The organism is Streptosporangium amethystogenes, from assembly GCF_000721075.1.
Classification (GTDB): Bacteria; Actinomycetota; Actinomycetes; order Streptosporangiales; family Streptosporangiaceae; genus Streptosporangium; species Streptosporangium amethystogenes.
Map to the genome: position 1 here is coordinate 1 of NZ_JOEQ01000030.1, position 20,561 is coordinate 20,561.

Below are 20,561 nucleotides of genomic sequence, written 5' to 3' on the forward strand. Positions count from 1 at the left end.
ATCCCCCGCTTCTGTCTGAGTACCTCATACCTCCAGGCTGCCACCTGGGCAAACAGTGCGGACAAGCACCCCCGAGCAACCCGTGACGCCCAACTTTCTCCGTCAGTTATCAACCGCCGATCACGCCTCGCAGCCAACGGACAGCGAAGTATAACAATACCGCCTGCAACAGACCCGCTAAGACCATTAAAACTAAAAGTATCTTATCGCCGTCCGCGAGCACCCAATCGAGCATCGGCCCCGGCCTGAGGGATAGTCGGAACCTCTCAAACAGCCAAGCAAACAAAAAGCTAGTCGGCGCCGAAACAAATAGAATGAGAACATACTCCACCCCTCCACCTTTTCCTATGTGAGGCAGAGCCAGGGCCGCCGAAGCAAGGACTGCGACAGCATAGACGCCCGCAATTATACCTTCAAGCTGGATTCGCATGGCTGACTCCTCTTATTCTCCAGGTCGAATGGAAGCAGCGAAGCGCCTCCCCTGTCTTTATCTGGACAAGGGAGGCACTTCGCCATCAGGATCTCATAAGGCGACCCTGCTCAGTACTCATTCCTGTACTTCATGCTAGTGCCGCCGCCGCCCCTGACTGCCTGATAGTAGCCCCAGGCCCATGAGTTGCAGCTTGGCCGCCTCCACAAGGCATAGGCTGGACAGGTGAAGTCCCGCATGAGCGAGTAGAATACCGCATCAACGCTCGCCTTTTTGGACTTGTCCCACGCGAGGGTCTTCAGATAGAAGATCCCGTATCCGTAGTCGTGGGAATCGCAAGGGACCGTGAAGTCGTTCCAGAAAGGCTTGTTCGCCGGTGCCGTGCAGTGGTCGTAGGTGACTCCGGCGATCTTCCGGCCTGTTTTCGTTGTCTTCCACCGAGGCGAGTACTTTGTCGTTTGGCCGTATCCCATGGGGACCGGGCCGGCCCAGCACTTCGCGGGTGAACCGGTCATGTACTGGTTTGCGTAATGGCAGTTACCGGGCGGCGCCGGAGGGAAGGCCAACGCATTGAATACTGTCGGTATTGTGGGGGGTGTTACTTGGGTGGCTTGGGCGAGCTTGCCAAGAGCCTCATAGGTAAGGGTCCACGTGCCTTCGTCCGGGGTGGTCAGCTGGACGATGTTGCCTGCCGCATCGTAGGTGTAGGCACTGGTCTCGATCGGGCCACCATCGATCTGGCGTAGATTCTTAACCTCTCGCAGGCGGTGGGAGCCGTCATAGAGGTAACTGACGATGGTGGCAGGGCCGACGGCACCGGCGGCATCGTAACTGATCTCCTTGAGCTGCCCGGACACGTCCCCGAATTGTGCGGAGGTGGCGGTGGTGCTCTGGGCGTATTGGAAGGTTACAGCTGAACAGCCGACTCCCCCAGGGGTGGAGCATGTGTCTTGAGGCGTGCTTGGGGCGGCGACCCGGCTCACCCTGCCCTGGGCGTCGTAGTCGATGATCATCGTCCCGATGTCACTCTTGCCTAGTGCTGTGACCGGGAAGGTTCACCGGGTTGCCGCTCGCGGTGACCAGGTCACCGCGTGATCACCCAACCCGGTGAACGTATGTGGTCACAGCACTATTCACCACGGTGCTGCCGTCTTCGGCGACGAAGGTGTTGGGGGCGCTCGCACTGGCGGGGAACCGCGTGGATTCGGTACCGATAGTACGGTTGACCTGAATATAGCCGTTAGCGCTGTAGTCTAGGAGTCGGTCACCCAGCATCCCGCCTAGCGGTTCCAGTCGCCAGTTGGGCCCCAGGACCGCCTCATTCGGCTGAGTGATATCGATTCGCTGTCCCGCACTATGACTACGAACCGTGAGCAGTCCATCCTCGACTACGTCGGTACCGCTGGTGATCCAAACACCGGTGTTGGTGTCCACGCGGCCCGGCAGAACTTGGCTGGGAGCAGGTTCCGCAGGGTCCTCGCCCTCCCCGGGCGTGAACGGAATGTCAGAGGTGACGGTGAGGGTCGGTGGAGCGAGTCCGTCGGTGTTCTCGGAGGAGGCGAAGACCCGGTAGTTCGCCTGGGCGGTCTCGGTAGGAGACTGCAAGACCAGACCATAGTTCCCAGTGCCACCAGCCGCCCACTTGGCGACGATACCCGTAACGTTCCAGGTCATTTTTCCGCTGCCGCAGCTTCCCAGCTGCGATCCCTCAGTGCTAAGGGCCGCGTCGTCGGTCGTGTTGGACGGCTGCGGAGCCCAAGTCTGGGTGTTGGGATCCCAAGAGCTGGTGACGCGGCGGACCTGGATACCGGATCCGACGTTGGTTCCGCAAGAAGGCGCGTCGATGTTGGTGAGAGAGAGGGTGGCAGAGGTGGGCGCCTGCAGGCCGCGGGTGTCGAACTTCAGATACACACGGGCTTTCTCGCCATCGGCCTCGGTGCCAGCCTTGAGGTACTCGCCACTGACGTTGTTGCCGTCGAAAACGTTATTGACGTCGGTGTCGCTGTTGAGGGGCAGCATCACCGTCGGGTCGATGGTGACGGGATAGGTAGTCGCCGGGTCGTTGAGAAATCCTGCGTCAGGCTTGAGTACGAGTGTCTTCCCGTCTGCGGTGTCTTCCACCGTAGAGGAGATAATTCCCGCCCCCTTCTTCTTCCCTGACTTCAGGCCGGCGTCCCACTTGGCAGGCTTGGACGCGTCCCACATTGCGGGCTTGGACGAGGTAGCCCACAGCTTCTTGTCTCCGTCGCTGATCTGCAGCCGTCCCTCAGCATTGTGAAGCCTCATGCCTTTGGCGGTGACGGGGATCTTCAGCTCGATCAGCTCGGTAGGACGTGAGCGTAGCACCAGGTCGAATCGCAACCCTGCCGGCAGGGCGGTCACCACCAGGTCTCCATTGGCCCCAGCCACGCCGCGGTAAGTGGCTTTGTTACCCTCGACCTTTGGTTTGGGGAGCTGGGTTGGCCAGTGCATGGCCAGCGCCTTGCCCTCTTCGCGATTCATCGTGGCGAACGGGCCTTGACCTCCTGCGGAGAACTGAACGTCGGCCTTGGCGACCTTGGGCCGCAGGACCCCACCGGTTTCCACGAGGCTGGTGTCGATGTCCCGCCACGTGCCGTCGGGCTGTCCGACTCGGACCGGTCCCGTGGCGACCTCTGTGACGTATTTTCCTTCCGGAGTAACTACGGTAGTCGAGGTCTCCGTGGTCCTAAAAGGTAGAACGACTGGCTTGCCGGTCCTTCTGGCGTCGGCAACCGCTGCGAACAGTTCTGTTCTGGGTTGATGCCCTGGATTCACTAAAGAATTCTCGGCTGTTGCTTTCGGAGTGGATTCTGCGCTGGCTGGTTGCGCATCACCCAAAGTGATGATGCCAGTAAACCCGGCACCATCACCATCGCAATGGCGGCGGTTCCGCCACCGTTTCGACTTCCCGAGCCTAATTTTTGGCTCAAGCGCACCTCTCTCTCTTATGCGAATACGACAAGAAAGTAATATATGGGTCACATAGATATGTAAAGTCACGGAAGGTGCAGATTTAGATCCAGCGAGTGATGCGGGTGGCCAATTCTGCAGTTAAGGGTTCTCCAATTCGGTCATATTTGCAGCTCGCGACGACACGCCTTACTAAAAGTGTCCAAATCTATCGATATCCCACATCCGGCGGTCGTGATCTAATCGAGACCATGATCGCGCCGAGCAGCGTTTTTGATTGAGTGCAATGCGGGTGCGATCGATCTCCGCACTGACGGAGAAAGTTGGGCGTCACGGGCTGCTCGGGGGTGCTTGTCTACACTGTTTGCCCAGGTGCCAAGCGACACGAGAGTGTCAGTAGATGCGTCATGAGAGTGTCAGTGAGTGGGGGTTCGGCTCGTCGTGCTCTGGGAGCTGGCATTTCCTGCGCAGAACTTCGTGATCATGGGGAGGGCGAGCTCGGACGCAGAAAAGTCACGCAGACCAGGCCGGCAACTCCGGCTGTCACGATGGCGATTGCGGGGGCATACCGGACTTCCTTTTCCAGCCGGACACCAGTGACTTTTCCATGGGTGTGGAGCTGGCCAGGCAGACTCCCGCAGAGCAGCTCGCAGACGATCTGGGCCAGCTGCCGCTGTCGGCCGTGGGCGGATCATGGAGGCGCGAGCTGGCCTGCGGCAAGGCGGTTGCGTGGCAGACCCTCATCGACGACCTGTACGGCTACTTCTCCTCCTCACTGGCACCCTGGTGGCCACTGGTACGCGACACGGTCGCCGTGGACCGGGGCCTGCGCGCCGAGACACTGCTGCGCGGCGGGACCAACGCCCTGCTCGCGACGCTGGGCGATCGCTTTCGCTGGGAGCCGCCGGTTCTGCATATCCAGACCCACGTTGAATACGATGTTCAGCTGTGTGGGCGCGGGCTACTGCTCATCCCGTCGTACTTCGCCTCCGGCCCCCTGCTGGCCTACCGGCCCCGCCACTCCACCGTGCTGGTGTACCCCATGTATGCCGGAGATCGGCCGACCACCGCGACGGACGCGCTGGGTCCCCTGCTCGGCCGTACCCGGGCGGCCGTCCTGGCCACGCTGCGACACCCGGCCACAACCAGCGAGCTGGCCGACCAGCTCGCCATCTCCCGCGCGTCCGCCAGTGAGCACAGCACCGTGCTGCGTAACGCCGGACTGATCTCGACCTCTCGGATGGGCAGCGCGGTCCTCCACGCGTTGACCCCCTGGGGTTGTCCCTGCTGACCGGTGACTCCGCCATTGGCTGAACGGTTGCCACCGCGCGGCCCTCAGCACCACACCCGCCTCCGCCAGGAGCCGATATACGAACCCGTACGAGCGGCCCGTCGAAACCGACAACGACCGAACCGGCTCGCCCGCAGCGAAGCCCGTCTGGACCAATCCCGAAGGGCGGGTACAGACAGCTGAGCTCTATGGCTCGCTCACGGAGGCCGACAGAGCGCGGGGGCGCTACATCGACCCGCACGAACATCGGCGCTTGACCTGTCAGGACACTCAGGCGCCCCGTGAAAGGCCGTCGACCGTCCCTCCACCAAGGGCACGCTCGACGGCCTTTCACATGTGCTCTCCCTCTGACCGGCGCGAGACACCACCGCTGAGCTCAGACGAGCGATGTCGTGCGCCGCGGACGGCCCCCTCCAGGCCGGCATCTCCTATTGATCATCAGTAAGGAAGGCCGCGTATTCCACAGTCCCCACGATCAAGGACGGCACCCCTCCCGCGGTTAGATCGCCGGCGAACGGGACAGAGGGGGTGGGGCCGGGCGGCAACGGGCCCGGCCGGAGATCACTACCTGGAGGTTGTGCATGCTTGCTCAGACCACGCGGAAGGCGGCGCTGGCCGCGGCGGCGATGGTGGCGCTCGTCGGCCTGGTCGGCGGTTGCGGGGGCGACGGTGACGACGACAGGGACGACGGCCCGGACGTGGTCAACACGACCGGACCCGGTGTGGACGACGACGGGGACGGCAACTGACCACCACGGAGGCGGCGAACGGCGTCGCCCGCCTCATCGCGACCCGCGTGCCCGGCACGCGGGTCGCGGCATGCCGGACGCTCCCCAGGCGCTCTCCGAAGTTCGCCGCTGAACGGTGAGCGGACCACCGAGCCGGACGACCTGCCCGGACCTACTCGGCGGCGTTCTCGAAGGCGGCCGTGATGCCGGCGCGGTCGGTACCGGCGGCGAGGAGGAGGGTGAGCAGGAGCCTGGACTTGAGGCCGTCCAGGGCGACGGCGGGGATGAGGCCGCGCTCCAGGAGCCGCAGCTCCGATCCCCCGAAGTCGCAGGTCGAGGTGTGCACTTCGCCGACACCCGTGCGCGACGCGAACACGGTGGGCATCCGCGCGGCGAGCGCCCCGAGCGCGTCGAGCGCACGGCGCGAGGTGTGGCCCGCCCCGTACACCTCGATCACGGCTCCGGCGTAGTCCTTTGCCGAGATGAGTTCGAGGAGCCGGGGCGAGTCGTCCAGGCTCAGCTTGACGAGCGCGACGTCGGGCGACGAGGCGGCGTCCGGCCGGGTCACCCGCGGCGAGCGCGAGCGCGGGACCAGCGGTATCCGCACCCGCTCCTCTGCCACCCATCCGAGGCGTCCGATCCCGGGTGACTCGAACGTCGCAGGTGAGGTGGCGTGCCCCTTGCGTACGAAGCGCGCCGCGTGGATCTCGTCGTTCATCACGACGAGCGTGCCGACGCCGTGGGCGAGCGGGCTGGCCGCGACGCGCACGGCCGCGAGCAGGTTGGCCGGGCCGTCCGCGCCGGGGAGCCCCGCGTTCCGCATCGCGCCGGTCACGACGACGGGCAGGTCCGCCGCGACGAGCCGGTCGAGCAGGAACGCGGTCTCCTCAAGGGTGTCGGTGCCCTGGGTGACGACCACGCCGTCGATGCCGGTCGCCGCGAGTTCGTCGATCCGCTCCGCGAGTGCCGTCACATCGGCGAGGCCGAGTTCGGCCGATCCGAGCCGCCGGAACGACTCCGGGCGTACCTCGGCCACGCCCGCCACCGCCGGGATGGAGCGCACGATCTGGTCGGCGTCGAGATCCATGGTCGCGTTGCGGCCCGAGGCGTCGGGAACGGCGGCGATGGTGCCGCCGAGGGCGAGGACGGAGATGGTCGTAAGCGGCATGTGGTGGTTCCTTGTCGGGTGGCGGGCGAGCCGGGAGCGGGGCGTGCGGGGGATGCCGCACGCCCCGACCCGGTCAGGCGATGCCACGGTCGAACGGGTACTTGCTGTCGGTCTCGAACGGGAAGCGCACCCGGAAGTCGCGCTGGATGTTGTGGCAGGTGTCGAAGCTCACGCCCGGCTTGCCCGCCATGTGCTCGATGAGACGCTCCAGCATGAGCAGCACCTGCGGGCGGCCGGACACGTCGGGGTGCAGGCAGATCGGGAAGGTGGCGTACTCGTACTCGCGGTAGACCCAGTCGAACTGGTCGCGCCAGAGTTCCTCGATCTGGCGGGGGTTGGCGAAGCCGTAGCTGTTGGGGCTCGACTTGACGAACATCATCGGGGGCAGGTCGTCGAGGTACCAGTTGAAGGCGAGGCTGACGATGTCGATCTCGGTGCCGCGCTTGACGGGCTTCATCCACTCCTCGGCTTTCTTGGCGTAGTCGATGACCGTCCATTCGTCACCGGTGCGCGCGTAGAAGGGCTGGAAGTCGTGCAGCACCTGGGTGCGGTCGTACTCGAAGCCGTTCTTCAGCAGCAGGTCGGTGGTGGCCCGTGACATCTCACCCCAGGGCGCGATGTAGCCGCTCGGGCGCTTCCCCGCGTGCTTCTCGATGAGTTCGATCGACTTGTTGATGACAGCCTCTTCCTGCTCGGGCGTCATGTCTCGCGGGTTCTCGTGCGAGTAGCCGTGTGCGCCGATCTCGTGGCCGGACTCGACGACGAGATCCGTCTGCTTGGGGAACGTCTCGATCGAGTGGCCGGGCATGAAGAAGGTGGACTTGATCGAGTACCTGTCGAACAGCTTGACGAGTCGCGGCAGACCCACCTCACCGGCCCAGAGCCCGCGCTGGATGTCCTGCAGTGAGTCCTCACCGCCGTACGAGCCGAGCCAGCCGGCTACCGCGTCGACGTCCACGCCGAAGGTGACCTTGATGTCCTTCATGGGATTCTCCTTTGCTGCGTGCCGGGTTCCGCGGTCACCGGTCGAGTTCGGCCAGGAAACCGTTCACCTCGGCGGCGACGACCTCTGGAAGTTCGATGTGGATGTAGTGCTTGACCTCGGGAACGACGACAAGCCGTGATCCGCGGATCCGCCGGTGCAATGCCTCCGACATGGCGGGTGTCGACCCCTCGTCGAACTCGCCGGTCACGATGAGCGTCGGGCAGGTGATCGCTTCGACGACGTCGATCGGATCGTTCTCGACGAGCACAGCGTAGGCCGACGCGTACGGTGCGTGCGCGACCGCGGCGACGATGTCGATCTCGCTTTGCACCAGCGCCGGCTGTGCCGCGATGAAGCCCGGGGTGAACCAGCGCGCTGCGCTGGCCTTGGAGGTCTCCGAAGGCGGTACGGACGCGATGACCTCGCGCCTCGCCTCGGCTCGGGCGCGCTGCTCGGGGGTCCGGTCGGCGATCGAGTTGAGCAGCACGAGCGACAGCACCCGGTCCGGCGCGGTGAGCGCGAGCTGCTCGGCGAACAGCGCCCCGATCGAGAAGCCGAGCACGTGGACGTGTCCGATACCGAGCTCGTCGAGCAGGCGCAGGGCGTCCGCGGTGAAGTCGGCGATGTCGTACGGTGGATCGGATGTCTCCGACGCCCCGTGCCCGCGGTAGTCGGGGGCGATGACGCGTCGGCCGTCGAGGAGCGGGGTCAGGCGCTGCCAGGTGTCCGACGAGCTGCCCACGCCGTGCAGGAGCAGCAGGGGCGACGCGTCGTCCGCGCCGTCCGTTGCCGGGATGTCCAGGTAGCTGATGCGGGGAAGCGAGCCGGACACGCGTCGCGTGGCGGGTCGGGCGGAGGTGGTGTCAGTCACGTTTCTTGCTTTCAGGAATCGGAGGAGGCGGTCGTTTACGAACCTTCGGCGCGGCGCGCGCGCAGTCCCTGGATAACGACCGCGATCACGAGTACGGCGCCCTGCACGATCTGCTGCCAGAAGATGTCCAGGCCCATGACCACGAGCAGGTTCATGAGGATCGCGAGGAGTAGCGCGCCCATCGAGGCGCCGATGACGCCGCCTCGGCCGCCGGTGAACGCGACGCCGCCGATGATCGCGGCGGCCATCGAGTTGAGGTTGTAGTTCGAGCCGAGCGTGTTGTCGACGTAGCCGAGGTATCCGCTGAGCAGGACGCCGGCGACGACGGCCGAGGCGGCGGTGATCAGGAAGGTCGAGATGACCACGGTGCTGACCGGCACACCGATGTGACGGGCCGACTCACGGTTCGAGCCGACCGCGTACAGCCAGCGCCCCCAGGTCGTCTTGTTGAGCGCGACGAGGAACACGCCGAGCAGGACGAGCCAGATCAGTACGGGGATCGGCACGCCGAGGAGGGAGCCGGAGCCGATCTCTTTCAGCCACTGGGGGGCGGAGCCCGCCGACTGGCCTCGGGTGTAGGCGAGCCGGGCACCGTCGACCACGATCAGCAGCGCGAACGTCGCGACGAACGGCGGCACGCCGCGCCAGGTCACCAGAAGCCCGTTCGCGAGGCCGACGGCGGCGACGAGCAGCACGAGCTGCACGAGCAGCAGGCCCCAGTTCCCGCTTCCGGCCGACTGGATGACGAAGACCGCGGCGAACGTCATCACCGCGGCCACCGACATGTCGAGCCCGCGCCCGATGAGCGCCACCGTCTGGCCCAGTACGACGATGCCGAGGATCGCGGTCTGGATGAGCACGGTGCGGATGTTGCCGGGCGAGAAGAACGCCGGGGCGACGATCGCGGCGACGGCGAGCGTCAGCAGGACCGCGCTGAACGCCGCGTACTGCGAGAGCCAGTCGAGCAGGCGGCCGCCACCGGCGCGCCGGGCGGGCGTCGAGCCCTTCGGTTCGGTGATCACCTTGTCGTTCATTTGTTCTTGTCCGCTCGGTAGATCGCGACCGCGAGCACGACGATGACGCCCAGGGTCAGGTCCTGGAAGTAGGCACTGATCTGAAACAGGTCGAACAGGTTGGAGATGACCGAGATCAGCAGGACCGCGCCAAGCGCGCCGACCAGCGAGCCCCGGCCGCCGTAGAGGCTGACGCCGCCGATCGCCGCGGCGACGATCGACTGGAACTCCAGGCCGAGTGCCATGTTCGGGTTGCCGACCCCGGAACGGGCGAGCAGGAAGATGCCCGCCGCCGCCGCGCACACTCCAGAGATCGTGTAGGTCAGGATGAGTACCCGGTTGACGTTGAGACCGGCGAGGCGGGAGACGCTCGGTGAGCCACCCACCGCGTAGGTCGCCCGGCCGAACCGGCTGGAGCGCAGCACCCACCAGGTGGCGAGCCAGAGCATCGCCATGACGATGACGGATGCCGGGAGCGGGCCGATCTTCATCTCGTAGATCGCGACCACCGAACGCGGGACCATCCCGGTCGGTCCGTCGCTGATCGCCAGCGCGAGCCCGTAGAGCACCCCCATCGTGCCCAGGGTCACGATGAACGGCTGGGCCCCGAACCTGGCCACCAGCAGTCCGTTGAGCAGGCCGATCAGGGCGCCGGCCAGCAGACCCAGGACGATGACGAGGATCGGGGGCAGCATCGTGGAGGTGAGCGCCACCGCCACACCGAGGCCGACGACGCGGGCCGCCATGCCCACCGACATGTCAGTGCCGCCGGCCAGGATCACGAACAGCTGCCCGATCGTCACGAGACCGAGCACGATGGACTGCCGGAGCACATCGGTGATGTTGGCCACGTCACGGAACGTGGGGGACATGATCGAGGCGACGATGACGAGCGCCGCCGTGATCCCGTAGATGAGGACCACCGCGGCGTTGCGCCGCGTCCAGCGCAGGGTCCGGTTTCCGGCTGCCACCGGCGCCGGAGCCGTGATCGTTTGAGACATGTCTTCTCCCACCTCGCTACCCGCGAGGGGTCTTGCCCGCAGGCTCGGCCCGCGGGGCTATCGTTGCGGCGCGGATGACCGACTCCTCGGTGGCGTCCGCTCGGTCGAACTCGTCAACCAGCCGCCCCTCGTGGAAGACGAGGATGCGATCACACATGCCGAGCAGTTCGGTCACGTCGGATGAGGAGATCAGGATGCCGGCGCCGGCCTCGGTGAGGCTTTCGACGAGCGTGTAGAGCTCGGACTTGGCGCCGACGTCGACGCCGCGGGTGGGTTCGTCCAGCACGATCACCCGGGGGTTCCCGCTGAGCCAGCGGGCGAGCACGACCTTCTGCTGGTTGCCGCCGCTGAGCTTGGCGATGTCGAGCGCCGGCGCCTTCGGCCGTACGTCGAGCTCCGCCATCGAGCGTTCGATGAGTTCCCGTTCCTTCTTCCGGCTGATGAGCATGAGGCTCTTCAGCCGGTCGAGTGCCGCGAGCGTGAGGTTGAACGCGATGGAGTGGCCGGCGAAGATGCCGTGCGCCTTGCGGTTCTCCGGCACCATGACCAGCCCCGCGCGGGCGCAGCTGCGCGGCGTACGCGGGGCGGGCGATCCGGCGAGCTCGACGGAACCCGCGGATCGCGGCTCAAGGCCGACGAGCGCCCGCGCCAGGGTCGTCTTCCCACTGCCGCCGAGGCCGGCGACGCCGACGATCTCGCCACTGTGCACGGTGAGCGACACGTCGAAGATCTTCTCCGGCACGCTCAGCCCGTCGACCCGCAGGAGGTCCGCACCGGCCGTGGCGGTGCGGTCGGGGAAGAAGTCGACGAGGTCGCGGCCGATCATGTTGCGGATCAGCGAGTCGTGGGTCATCTCGCCGGTCGGGGCGGTCAGCACGTGCTCGCCGTCCTTGAAGATGGTGACCCGGTCGGCGAGACCGAGCACCTCGTCAAGGCGGTGCGAGATGTAGATGACGCCGCGCCCCTCGGCGCGGAGCCGGTTCACCACGTCGTGCAACCTGCCGAGTTCGTCATTGGCGAGCACGGTCGACGGCTCGTCCATGATGATGACCTTCGCGTCCAGTGCGAGGGCTTTCCCGATTTCGACCAGCTGCTGCTCGGCGACGGTGAGTTCGCTCACCAGCCGGCTCGGTTCGAGGTGGGAACCGAGCCGTTCGAGCAGCGCGGCGGCGGACGCCTCGGCGCGCCGTGCCGAGTAGCCGCTGAGACGTCCGCCCGGCAGCCGGCCGAGGAACATGTTCTCGGCGACCGAGAGCTCGGGCAGCAGGTTGAACTCCTGGTACACGACGGCGATGCCGAGCTCGCGGGCCTGCTTCGGGGACAGCGTGTCGAACGAGTCACCGAGCACCTCGATGGTGCCCGCGTCCGGCGTGTAGGCGCCACTGATGATCTTGATGAACGTCGACTTGCCGGCGCCGTTCTCGCCGGCCAGGGCATGTACCTCTCCGGCGGCGAGCTCGAAGCGCACCCCCTTGAGCGCCGGCACGCCGGCGAACGCCTTCTTGACTCCGTTGAGGCGCAGGAGCGGCGCCGACATCGGCGGCACCGCTCCCCCGCCCTGCACTTCCGGACTCACTTGCGACCGAATCCAGCCTTGACGTAAACATCGATCGGTGCGACGGCCGGGACGCTGAAGTCGTCGTTCAGCTCGGGGATGTAGTTCTCCGCCGCGTTCTTCTCGGTGATGACCTCTTCGGGGATGTGCACGAACTTCGTGACCTTCTCGCCGCGGAGCACCTTGAGGGCGGTGTCGACGCAGTACTTGCCCTCGAGCGCGGCCGGCTGCGGCCACGCGGTGAACTTGACCTTGTGCTCTATCGCCAGGCGGAGCCAGCCGTTGAGCGGCGAGACGGTGCCGAAGACCGGCTGCGTACGGCCGGCCTCGTCGAAGGCGAGAAGCGCGCCGATCGCGCCCTCGGAGCCACCGGCGTAGACACCGTCGATCTCGGGGTTCGCGGCGAGCATCGCGGTGGCCTTGTCCTTTGAGGTCGGGATCGACCAGTTGCCGTACTCGCTCGCGACGATCTTGATGTCGGGGTAGGTGGCGAAGACGTCCTCGGCGGCCTTCTTCCAGACCTCCGCGGCGTCGACACCGGGGATGCCGCTGATCATGATGATCTTGCCCTTGCCGCCGAGCTCCTTGGCGAGCGCCTTGGCGGACTCGTAACCGGCGCGGTAGAGGTCGACGTCGGCGTAGGCGGTGTAGGGCTTGCCCTCGACTCCGTCGGCGCAGACGACGACGGGGATGCCCGCCTTGACCGCGCGTGACACCGAGGCCGACAGGGCGGCGGCGCTGAGCGGCTCAAGCATGATCAGGTCCGGCTTGAGCTTGATGGTGTTCTCCATCGCGCTGATCTGCCGGTCGACGTCACCGTTGACGGGGACGACCGTGAGCTTCTCGATGTCCTTCTCCTGGGCGGCGAGGTACTCGATGGTGGTGTCGAGCGTGAGTCCCCAGCCGTTGATCGGCCCCTGCATGATCGACGCGATCGTGTACGGGCCGTCCTTCACGTAGGCCGAGGTGTCGACGAGCGTCTCCTTGTCGGCCATCAGGTCGACCGACACACCATTGGCGCGCTCGGTGGCGGTGCCGCCGGCCTCGGCTTTCCCCGCTGTCTCCGCCGTACAACCGACGAGCAGGGCGGACAGCGCCGCGAAGGCCGCGATGGAACTACTGACTCTCATGGGGGTTCTCCGGACAGTGGCGTGGAATGGGAGACGGCCTAGCCGCGGCACAGAGCGATCACGACGCCTACTGCACCAACGTCTTGCATGGCACGAGATTGTGTTTGAGATTGAAGTGCATGTCAATGACTTGAGTGCTTTGGCCATGTTTCAGACACGTTGCACGGCATGATTTTTACCTTCCGATGAGCCGATGAAGGCGTTAAAGCTGGTCAAATGTCCACAAACACCGGGCGTCCGCCCGACATCCGCGTGACGGCTTGACGTCGGGGTGCGGGCGCCCCGGTGAGCCGCAGAGCCATTCTTGACACATCTTGCATGCATCATTAGCCTCATCAACCATGCAAGAGACGGCGAGCGTGCAGCGTGGTGCACAGGCACGTGTGGCGCATCAACTGCGTGCCCGGATCACTCAGGGCAACCTGATGCCCGGCGCGGTCCTTTCCGAGTCGGCGCTCGCCCAGGAGTTCGGGGTGAGCCGCACCCCGATCCGCGAGGCGCTCAAGCAGCTGCAGACCGAGGGCATGGTCGTGATCAAGCCTCGCGTCGGCACCTTCGTCTCCGCGCCGTCGCGTCTGGAGATCAACGAGCTGTTCGAGGTGAAGGAGATCCTGGAGGGCGCGGCCGCGCGCCTGTTCGCCGCGCGCGGCAACATCCCCGAACTGGAACTGCTACGGGAGAACGTGCGCCGTTCCGACGAGGCCGTCGCCGCGGGAGACCTCGACCGCTTCGTGGCACTCGTGCACGAATACCACGACCTCATCATCACCGGTGCGGGCAACTCGAAGCTCACCCAGCACTACCGCACGCTGATGAACCAGCTGCTCTACTCGCGCTTCGTGCACATGTCGCTGCGCAGATCCGGCCGCGCCCCGCAGTCCGACCACGAACACCAGAGCATTCTGCAGGCCATCGAGGCGCGCGACGGAGTGACGGCCGAACGGCTCATGCGCGACCACGTACGCGCCAGCCAGCAGGCCCTCATGGACGTACTCAATTTCGACGGGGCCGAGCACCGCCTCAGCGGCCCCACGAGCCCCGCCCCCTGACCACACATCCGCGTGACCAGATAGGACCACCATGCCCACCGTCCCCAGCAGCGCACCCGACTTCGCCGGTTACCGTATCCGCAAGTGGTACGCCCAGGTCGAGGAGACGCTCGCGAACGAGACCGGCGTCCCCGCCGACGGGGAACCGGTGCGCAAGGTCGTGATCGCCGCGGCTGTGGCGAACCCGTACGCGGGAACGTTCAGTGCGGACCTCAGCCGGCTGATCGACCGTTCCGACGAGCTCGGGGCCGAGGTCGGCCGGCGGCTGCGCGCGACCATCGGCGACCTCCCCGTGCTGAGCTACGGCAAGGCCTGCCTCGTCGGAGCCGCCGGCGAGTACGAGCACGGCAACGCCCTGCTCACCCAGTTCGCCGCCGACCCGGTGCGGCAGGCCATCGGCGGCGGCAAGGCCTGGGTGCCGTCGACGGGCAAGGTGGGTGCCCCCGGAGCCTCCATCGACATCCCGCTCGCCCACAAGAACGCGCTCTACGTCCGCGCGCACTATGACACCGTCACCGCGAGCTTCACCGACTCCCCCCGCGCCGACGAGATCCTGGTGATCTGGGCCTTCGCGACCCGCGGCCGACTGCACGCCCGTCTCGGCGGTCTCGCCGCCGACGACGTGGTCGGCGATGACGGACTCTCCTGATGGACGGGTCGACAGGCCGATGAGACTCGCAGGACGCACGGCCGTCGTCACCGGGGCGGCGGCCGGCATCGGCCGCGCGATCGCGCGGCGCTTCGCCCAGGAGGGCGCCCACGTCGTCGTCGCCGACGTCCGCGGTGACGCCGGGTCATCGCGCGACGGTGGGCCGCCGACCACGAAGCTGATCGAGACCGAGGGCGGCCTGGCGACCTTCGTCCAGGGCGACCTCACCGATCCGGCACAGGTAACGGAGCTGTTCGACCGTACCCTCGAAGTCTCGGGGCGCATCGACATCGTGGTCAGCAACGCGGGGGTCTTCCGCGGCTCCCCGATCCTCGACACGACCGTCGAGGCCTGGGACGCCGACATGGACCTCAACCTGCGCAGCCAGTACCTCGTCAACAGGCGCGCGGTCGCGGAGATGATCGGCCAGCGGGAGATGGACGGGATACGCGGCCGTATCGTGAACATGGCGTCCCAGCTCGGTGTCACGGCCCCGCCCGGACACCTCACCTACTCCGTGGCCAAGGCCGGAGTCGCCCAGATGACGCGCCAGCTCGCGGTCGACTACGCCCGGCACGGCATCATCGTCAACGCGATCGCCCCCGGCCGCGTCATCACCGGCTACCACGCCGGGGAGGCCGACTACGTCGCCGACGGCACCGTCGACGCGGCGACCGAGTACTCGCTCCAGCGCACCCCGTTCCCCCGGCTCGGCAGACCCGAGGACATCGCCGGCGCGGCTCTGTTCCTCGCCTCCGACGACTGCACGTTCGTGTCGGGCCACCTGCTGATGGTGGACGGCGGCTGGACGGCCTACTGACCCGGCCTCCGCCTCCCGGCACACACCACCGCGCCAACTCCGCCGTCCCGAAGGAAAGAAATGTTCAGTCTCGCGAACCAGGTCGCCGTCATCACCGGGGCGGCGTCCGGCATCGGGGCCGCGACGGCGAAGCGCTTCGCCTCGGCGGGTGCCGACCTCATCCTCGCCGCCTACTCTCCCGACGGCCACGACGTCGACGCGGTGCGCACCGCCGTCACCCGAGCCGGCCGGCGTGTGCACGTCGTCGAGACGGATGTCAGTGACACGGCGGACGTGGAGGCACTCGTCGGGACCGCGCTCAGCGAGTTCGGCCGCGTCGACATCGCCCTCGCGAACGCGGCCATCGCACGCCGCAGGGCGTCGGCCGCACTCGGCGACGAGGACTGGAACCGGACGCTCGACATCGACCTCACCGGCGTGTGGCGAGTCTTTCGCGCCGCGCTCGGGCCCATGACCGAGGCGGGCTACGGGCGTCTCCTCGCGACCACCTCGACCGCGGGCGCGTTCGAGGCGTGGGAGGAACACGCGCACTACTCGGCGGCGAAGGCCGGAATCGTGGGAATGGTACGTTCCCTCGCCGCCGAAGTCGGCCCGCACGGAATCACCGTCAACGCGATCGCCCCGGGCATCATCGCGACTCCGCAGACGCTCGACAGCGTGAACTCCCTCGGGGCCGACGGCATCGCCCACACCGGGGTGAGCCAGCCCGTGCGCCGGGTCGGGCAACCGGACGACATCGCCGCCGCCTACCACTACCTGGCGAGTCCCGACGCCTCGTTCGTCACGGGTCACGTTCTCCTCGTCGACGGCGGGCGAATGCTCATGCGCGGTTGACCCGTCTGACCGGTCGCCCGGCGTCATCGTGACTCCGTGGCGTGTCGAAGCCCGCCCTCGGGGGAGCCGATCACCGCGGGTTGGAGCAGAATCCAGCGCGCGCGCCCCTGAGTTGTTGGGCAGACTTGTCATGGCTTACAGCGACAAGTCTGGCGAGGTGACGTGACAGAGGCCGGCCCTCACCGACTTCGCGATCTTCTCGGACACCGGCGGCAGGCCGTGGCGGCCGTGCTGCTGGGAATGCTCCTGCTGCTGAGCGCCTCGGTGCCGACCCTGCCGATCGCCCTCAACCGGATCACCGCCATCGCGTACGCGATCGAGGCCGGACGGCACCAGCCCGGCTGGCGGGGCGGCGGGATCCCGTACTCCTGGGGCGGCGGTCACGACGAGAGGCCGGGCCCCTCCCTCGGCACCTGCCAGGGCTACACGGGGGCGATCCTGCCCTGCCCGGCCACCAGGACACTCGGCCTGGACTGCTCCGGTCTCGCCCGCTGGGTCTACCACCTCGCCTATGGGCGCGACGTGCTGGGGCCCGGCAACACCGACGACCACGTGAAGCGGCTCAAGAGGATCCCCGCCGCCGTGGCCAGGCCGGGAGACCTCGTCTTCTACGGCAAGATCGGCAAGCGTAAGGTCAGCACCCATCATGTCGGCGTCTACGTCGGCCAGGGCAAGATGATCAATGCGAGGAGGACCGGGACCGAGGTGCGGATCGATCGCGTCGCGGCCCTCGACGACCTCGCCGGCTACTTCCGCTACGCGGGGGCCCTCTGAGCCGCCTCGAAAGCGGGATGAGGCGAAAATGAGGTGCGGTGAAAACCGCGCGGCACGAGCACCCCGGACCCCACACCGGGAAAGACATCAACCGTAGGAGAGACATGCGTCTGGGCGTCATGTTCGATCGCGACCTTCCCCCCGAGTCGCTCATCCCCTTCTGCCGCCATCTGGACGCGGCCGAGGTGGACGACGTCTGGGTGGTGGAGGATCTCGGCTGGACCGGGGCGATCTCGTCGGCGGCCACCGCGCTCGCCGTCACCGAGCGTCTGCGGGTGGGCATCGGGATCACCCCGGCACCGCTGCGCAACCCCGCCCTGCTGGCCATGGAACTGGGCAACCTGGCCCGCCTGCACCCGGGCCGGCTCGCGCCCGGCATCGGGCACGGCATCCAGGACTGGATGCGCCAGGCGGGCGCCCTCGTGCCCTCGCCGCTGGCGCTGCTGGAGGAGACGATCACGACGGTACGCGAGCTGCTGCGCGGCGAGACGGTCACCCTGGAGGGCAAGGCCGTACGGCTCGACGGGGTGCGCCTGGTGCATCCCCCCGCCGTCGCGCCGCCGCTGCTGGCCGGGGTGCTGCGGCCCCGCTCGCTGGAGCTGTCGGGCCGGGTGGCACAGGGCACGATCCTGCCCGAGGGGGTCGGTCCGGGGAAGATCGAGGAGGCCCTCAGGCTGACCGGCGGGGGCGACCACGAGCTGGTGGTCTTCGTCAACCTCTACATCGGCGACGACGCCGCGACGGTCACCGCGCTGGCCCAGGGGCGCGCCCAGTCCCTGAAGATCGCCCCGGACGAGGTGGTGATGGCGGTGGGGTCCGCCGAGGAGGCCGCCGACCAGGTCAGGTCACTGTGGGAGGCGGGTGCCCACACCGTCGTGGTCCGCCCGTTCGGACCCGACCCGCTCCCCCAGGTCGACCTGCTGCTGGCCGAGCTCCGCTAGTGAGCTGGTCCAAAGTCCTGTCGCGGTAGCGGCAGAAGCGTGGTCCTAGCCGCTCGGGCTGATCCAATGGGGGAACGAAGGCCCCGCCGTGCGGCGGGGCCTTCGTTCCCCCACCTCACCCCAACCGGCGCAACCCCTCCCGATCTTCCTCATCGCCGGTCAACTGCTCGGGAGCCCGATACGTGCCGGTCCGCCACTGCGGCAAAGCCTGCCCCCAGGTCGGACCTCACGCCTCCGTCGACGGGCCGGCCGTCCGGGCCGGCGCGTTTCGGCACCGCCTGCACTTGAGCGGTGGGCCGGGGCTGAGACATCCGATGGGAGCTGTGGCCGAGGATCCGGCGGCCGGAAACCTGGTCATGCCTGGAAACCCTTCGCTCGGGGCCGGGCGTATGAACGGGTATGAGACCTAAGACGGCCGCGTGAGCGGTCACGAGGGGTTCACCGAGTTCGTCGCGGCGCGGGGAGCGAGCCTGTTCAGGATCGCTCACCTCACCTGCGGGTCCCGCGACGAGGCCGAGGACGTCCTGCAGAGCGCGCTGGAGAAGGCCTACCGCAGCTGGGGCCGCCTGCACGTGGGCAGTGACCCCGAACCCTATGTGCGCCGCATCATCGTCAACACCGCCATCAGCCGCGCCCGCCGTCGCGCGATCTTGCGGATCTTCCTGACCGACTCGCCCCCGGACACTCCGGCGCCCGACTCCCTGAGTGGTGTCGAGCTCCGCCAGGTCCTGATCGCCGGTCTCCGGGGTCTGCCGCCACACCAGCGCGCCGTACTGGTCCTGCGCTTTTTCGAGGACCTGACCGAAGCCCAGACCGCCGAGATCCTCCGCTGTTCGATCGGAGCGGTCAAGAGCCAGGCGTTCAAGGGACTGGCCCGTTTGCGCGCCCTGATCGGCGCCGACCTTCACGAGGAGGCGTTTCCCCATGCCGAACGTTGAGAACGAACTCCGTCAGGCCATGATCGAGGAGACCTCCGCGCTCGGCGTCCCTCCCGGTCTCGCCCACAGGGTCGTACAGGGCGCGGACCGAGGAAGGAGAGCTCGTACGACGGCTGTGGCCCTGGTCGCCGCGGCCGTGCTGGCGGCGGCCGTCCCCGGCTACCTGATTGTGGCGGACCGAAGCGGCGTGGCCTCCCCCACCCAGGCGGTGGACGTGGACGGCGTCAAGGTCGGTTATCTGCCCGCGGGTCTCGGCGCCCCCGTACTGGCGAGAGCCGACGCCGGAGGTCTTCGCGGCACCGGCGCGACCTGGGGTTCGGGGGACGGCCTCATCCGCGTCACGGTCTACCGTGACCCGGCCTTCCACGTCGGGGGGGCCGAGCGCGTGCTCGGCGGGATCCAGGGTGTGCCCGAGACGCTGCCGGGATTCCTTGTCGCGAAGGTGCGCGGACGCGGAGCGTTCACCCGGGCCGAGGGGGACGACCTGGTCTGGGAGGAGCGGGCCGGCCTGGTCCTGCGCGTCACGGTGGGCGTCCGACACCGGGACGATCTGCGGAGGATCGCCGGTGGTCTCATCCCCAAGGATCCCACCGGCGGAGACTTCCAGGGGCTGCGCGTCACCTACGTTCCCCCCGGCCTGTATCTGAAGGATCCCTTCTCCGTGATCGACCGGACCGGGTGGACCGAACTCGGATGGAGCGGGGACGACGGCGCCTCGGTCCGGCTCCTGGCGGTGCGCGGGGTGAGCGCCGCGGACGCGGAGACGTTGCTCACCTGGGCCAGGACCCGTCAGAACCTGTACACCGCCACCCCGGAAAAGGTTCGCGGCAAACCCGGGTACCGGGCCGCCGGGGGCGCCGGGGGCGCCTCGCACACGCGGATGCGCCTGTGGCTGGAGAAGCCCGGTCTCGGATACCTCGTGGAGGTGAACCAGGGCCTCGCGACCACCCTGGACAGGATCGTGGCAGGCCTCGTCCCCGCCGAGCCGCCGTCCACCTCCGGTGACGCGGTCGACCACGTCACCGTCGCCTACCTGCCTCCCGGCCTGCGGCGGGTCGCCGGGGAGACGGTGCGGCTCGGCAAGGGCTGGAGCGCGACGGCCGGACGGTGGTCTGACGGCTCGCGCGACGTCGAGGTCACCGTGATCCGCGGCGTAGTCCTCCACAGCGGCCAGTGGGTGGACGAGTTCCTGCGCGGGACGAAGCGGGAGCCCTCACGCGTGGGAAAGTGGATCAAGGGCATACGGACCACCGATCGGGACGGCCGCCCGGGATTCTTCCTGGAGACCCCTGAGCTCACCATCCACGCCGAGGTCGATCCCACCCTGGCGGACAGGCTTAACGAAATCATCCTGGGGATCCGCGTCCCGCCCCTGTCTTACCGGCCTCGGTGAAAGGTCTGGAACGACAGTGCCAGGCCCTTCCAGGTGGACCTGGAGCGCCAACCAGATCAT

At 67.4% G+C, this 20,561-nt stretch carries 20 protein-coding genes and 1 pseudogene; 10 read left to right on the forward strand and 11 right to left on the reverse strand.

Translation table 11 applies throughout. From position 1 onward, the window contains the following. Positions 1 to 109: 109 nt before the first annotated feature. The 3 genes from IG98_RS0132630 to IG98_RS0132640 all read right to left on the reverse strand — a co-directional run bounded on the left by IG98_RS0132630 (position 110) and on the right by IG98_RS0132640 (position 3,016). Positions 110 to 430: an SCO4225 family membrane protein gene (locus tag IG98_RS0132630; protein WP_157594645.1), complete on the reverse strand. Its 321-nt coding sequence runs from the start codon at positions 428 to 430 to the stop codon at positions 110 to 112. 110 nt (positions 431 to 540) lie between these two features. Continuing rightward, entirely contained in the window at positions 541 to 1,443 is a 903-nt protein-coding gene (locus tag IG98_RS0132635) for a phospholipase A2 (protein ID WP_030921072.1), read from the reverse strand. Between the two features lie 82 nt (positions 1,444 to 1,525). Beyond that, on the reverse strand, positions 1,526 to 3,016 hold the full coding sequence (locus IG98_RS0132640; RefSeq protein ID WP_157594646.1) for a DNRLRE domain-containing protein: 1,491 nt from the start codon (positions 3,014 to 3,016) through the stop codon (positions 1,526 to 1,528). Positions 3,017 to 3,968: 952 nt separating this feature from the next. Here IG98_RS0132640 and IG98_RS0132645 point away from each other — a divergent pair. After that, a complete protein-coding gene (locus tag IG98_RS0132645) occupies positions 3,969 to 4,652 on the forward strand; it encodes an ArsR/SmtB family transcription factor (RefSeq protein ID WP_051753256.1) in 684 nt (227 codons plus the stop codon). Positions 4,653 to 4,703: 51 nt separating this feature from the next. Here the strand turns inward: IG98_RS0132645 and IG98_RS54960 are convergent. Further along, positions 4,704 to 4,808: pseudogene (locus IG98_RS54960) on the reverse strand (helix-turn-helix domain-containing protein); the annotation flags it as partial. A 425-nt stretch (positions 4,809 to 5,233) separates the two neighbouring features. Between IG98_RS54960 and IG98_RS51070 the strand changes: the two are divergent. Then, complete coding sequence (locus tag IG98_RS51070; RefSeq protein ID WP_157594647.1) at positions 5,234 to 5,401, forward strand: hypothetical protein; 168 nt, start codon at positions 5,234 to 5,236, stop codon at positions 5,399 to 5,401. A 151-nt stretch (positions 5,402 to 5,552) separates the two neighbouring features. Here IG98_RS51070 and IG98_RS0132655 read toward each other — a convergent pair whose 3' ends face one another. The 7 genes from IG98_RS0132655 to IG98_RS45545 all read right to left on the reverse strand — a co-directional run bounded on the left by IG98_RS0132655 (position 5,553) and on the right by IG98_RS45545 (position 13,103). After that, the gene (locus tag IG98_RS0132655; RefSeq protein WP_030921081.1) at positions 5,553 to 6,548 is read right to left on the reverse strand and encodes an asparaginase; all 996 of its coding nucleotides are present in this window, start codon (positions 6,546 to 6,548) and stop codon (positions 5,553 to 5,555) included. Between the two features lie 73 nt (positions 6,549 to 6,621). Then, positions 6,622 to 7,533, reverse strand: coding sequence for a polysaccharide deacetylase family protein (locus IG98_RS0132660; protein ID WP_030921085.1), 912 nt, complete (start codon positions 7,531 to 7,533; stop codon positions 6,622 to 6,624). Positions 7,534 to 7,567: 34 nt separating this feature from the next. Further along, on the reverse strand, positions 7,568 to 8,404 hold the full coding sequence (locus IG98_RS0132665) for an alpha/beta fold hydrolase (RefSeq protein WP_169750224.1): 837 nt from the start codon (positions 8,402 to 8,404) through the stop codon (positions 7,568 to 7,570). A gap of 35 nt (positions 8,405 to 8,439) precedes the next feature. After that, positions 8,440 to 9,438, reverse strand: coding sequence for an ABC transporter permease (locus IG98_RS0132670; RefSeq protein WP_051753258.1), 999 nt, complete (start codon positions 9,436 to 9,438; stop codon positions 8,440 to 8,442). After that, on the reverse strand, positions 9,435 to 10,418 hold the full coding sequence (locus IG98_RS0132675) for an ABC transporter permease (protein WP_084195816.1): 984 nt from the start codon (positions 10,416 to 10,418) through the stop codon (positions 9,435 to 9,437). The genes IG98_RS0132670 and IG98_RS0132675 overlap by 4 nt, the downstream gene beginning before the upstream one ends. Positions 10,419 to 10,434: 16 nt before the next feature. Next, positions 10,435 to 11,994 (reverse strand): sugar ABC transporter ATP-binding protein, encoded by a 1,560-nt coding sequence (locus IG98_RS0132680; RefSeq protein WP_157594648.1) that lies wholly within the window; start codon positions 11,992 to 11,994, stop codon positions 10,435 to 10,437. Next, entirely contained in the window at positions 11,991 to 13,103 is a 1,113-nt protein-coding gene (locus tag IG98_RS45545; RefSeq protein ID WP_037971844.1) for a substrate-binding domain-containing protein, read from the reverse strand. The genes IG98_RS0132680 and IG98_RS45545 overlap by 4 nt, the downstream gene beginning before the upstream one ends. 341 nt (positions 13,104 to 13,444) lie before the next feature. On the opposite strand from IG98_RS45545, the gene IG98_RS0132690 reads away from it, so the two are divergent. The 8 genes from IG98_RS0132690 (at position 13,445) to IG98_RS0132725 (ending at position 20,501) form a co-directional block, all read left to right on the forward strand. Further along, positions 13,445 to 14,152, forward strand: coding sequence for a GntR family transcriptional regulator (locus IG98_RS0132690; RefSeq protein WP_030921100.1), 708 nt, complete (start codon positions 13,445 to 13,447; stop codon positions 14,150 to 14,152). A gap of 31 nt (positions 14,153 to 14,183) precedes the next feature. Further along, complete coding sequence (locus tag IG98_RS0132695; protein WP_030921103.1) at positions 14,184 to 14,801, forward strand: amino acid synthesis family protein; 618 nt, start codon at positions 14,184 to 14,186, stop codon at positions 14,799 to 14,801. Positions 14,802 to 14,820: 19 nt separating this feature from the next. Next, a complete protein-coding gene (locus tag IG98_RS0132700) occupies positions 14,821 to 15,621 on the forward strand; it encodes an SDR family NAD(P)-dependent oxidoreductase (RefSeq protein ID WP_030921106.1) in 801 nt (266 codons plus the stop codon). Between the two features lie 60 nt (positions 15,622 to 15,681). After that, positions 15,682 to 16,455, forward strand: a complete 774-nt coding sequence (locus tag IG98_RS0132705; RefSeq protein ID WP_030921109.1) for an SDR family NAD(P)-dependent oxidoreductase — start codon at positions 15,682 to 15,684, stop codon at positions 16,453 to 16,455. A 162-nt stretch (positions 16,456 to 16,617) separates the two neighbouring features. Continuing rightward, positions 16,618 to 17,229: a C40 family peptidase gene (locus IG98_RS0132710; protein WP_051753260.1), complete on the forward strand. Its 612-nt coding sequence runs from the start codon at positions 16,618 to 16,620 to the stop codon at positions 17,227 to 17,229. A 104-nt stretch (positions 17,230 to 17,333) separates the two neighbouring features. Further along, a complete protein-coding gene (locus IG98_RS0132715) occupies positions 17,334 to 18,170 on the forward strand; it encodes an LLM class flavin-dependent oxidoreductase (RefSeq protein ID WP_030921115.1) in 837 nt (278 codons plus the stop codon). A 419-nt stretch (positions 18,171 to 18,589) separates the two neighbouring features. Continuing rightward, positions 18,590 to 19,108: a SigE family RNA polymerase sigma factor gene (locus tag IG98_RS0132720; protein ID WP_037971847.1), complete on the forward strand. Its 519-nt coding sequence runs from the start codon at positions 18,590 to 18,592 to the stop codon at positions 19,106 to 19,108. Then, a complete protein-coding gene (locus tag IG98_RS0132725) occupies positions 19,095 to 20,501 on the forward strand; it encodes a hypothetical protein (RefSeq protein WP_030921121.1) in 1,407 nt (468 codons plus the stop codon). The genes IG98_RS0132720 and IG98_RS0132725 overlap by 14 nt, the downstream gene beginning before the upstream one ends. Positions 20,502 to 20,561: the final 60 nt, after the last annotated feature.

Excerpts from the sequence above, each read along its gene's own strand:
- IG98_RS51070 (WP_157594647.1), top strand. The coding sequence starts at position 5,234 with ATGCTTGCTCAGACCACGCGGAAGGCGGCGCTGGCCGCGGCGGCGATG.
- IG98_RS0132675 (WP_084195816.1), bottom strand. The coding sequence starts at position 10,418 with ATGTCTCAAACGATCACGGCTCCGGCGCCGGTGGCAGCCGGAAACCGG.
- IG98_RS0132630 (WP_157594645.1), bottom strand. The coding sequence starts at position 430 with ATGCGAATCCAGCTTGAAGGTATAATTGCGGGCGTCTATGCTGTCGCA.
- IG98_RS0132690 (WP_030921100.1), top strand. The coding sequence starts at position 13,445 with ATGCAAGAGACGGCGAGCGTGCAGCGTGGTGCACAGGCACGTGTGGCG.
- IG98_RS0132635 (WP_030921072.1), bottom strand. The coding sequence starts at position 1,443 with ATGATCATCGACTACGACGCCCAGGGCAGGGTGAGCCGGGTCGCCGCC.
- IG98_RS0132655 (WP_030921081.1), bottom strand. The coding sequence starts at position 6,548 with ATGCCGCTTACGACCATCTCCGTCCTCGCCCTCGGCGGCACCATCGCC.
- IG98_RS0132725 (WP_030921121.1), top strand. The coding sequence starts at position 19,095 with ATGCCGAACGTTGAGAACGAACTCCGTCAGGCCATGATCGAGGAGACC.
- IG98_RS0132715 (WP_030921115.1), top strand. The coding sequence starts at position 17,334 with ATGCGTCTGGGCGTCATGTTCGATCGCGACCTTCCCCCCGAGTCGCTC.
- IG98_RS0132670 (WP_051753258.1), bottom strand. The coding sequence starts at position 9,438 with ATGAACGACAAGGTGATCACCGAACCGAAGGGCTCGACGCCCGCCCGG.
- IG98_RS0132705 (WP_030921109.1), top strand. The coding sequence starts at position 15,682 with ATGTTCAGTCTCGCGAACCAGGTCGCCGTCATCACCGGGGCGGCGTCC.
- IG98_RS0132695 (WP_030921103.1), top strand. The coding sequence starts at position 14,184 with ATGCCCACCGTCCCCAGCAGCGCACCCGACTTCGCCGGTTACCGTATC.
- IG98_RS0132660 (WP_030921085.1), bottom strand. The coding sequence starts at position 7,533 with ATGAAGGACATCAAGGTCACCTTCGGCGTGGACGTCGACGCGGTAGCC.
- IG98_RS45545 (WP_037971844.1), bottom strand. The coding sequence starts at position 13,103 with ATGAGAGTCAGTAGTTCCATCGCGGCCTTCGCGGCGCTGTCCGCCCTG.
- IG98_RS0132700 (WP_030921106.1), top strand. The coding sequence starts at position 14,821 with ATGAGACTCGCAGGACGCACGGCCGTCGTCACCGGGGCGGCGGCCGGC.
- IG98_RS0132645 (WP_051753256.1), top strand. The coding sequence starts at position 3,969 with ATGGGTGTGGAGCTGGCCAGGCAGACTCCCGCAGAGCAGCTCGCAGAC.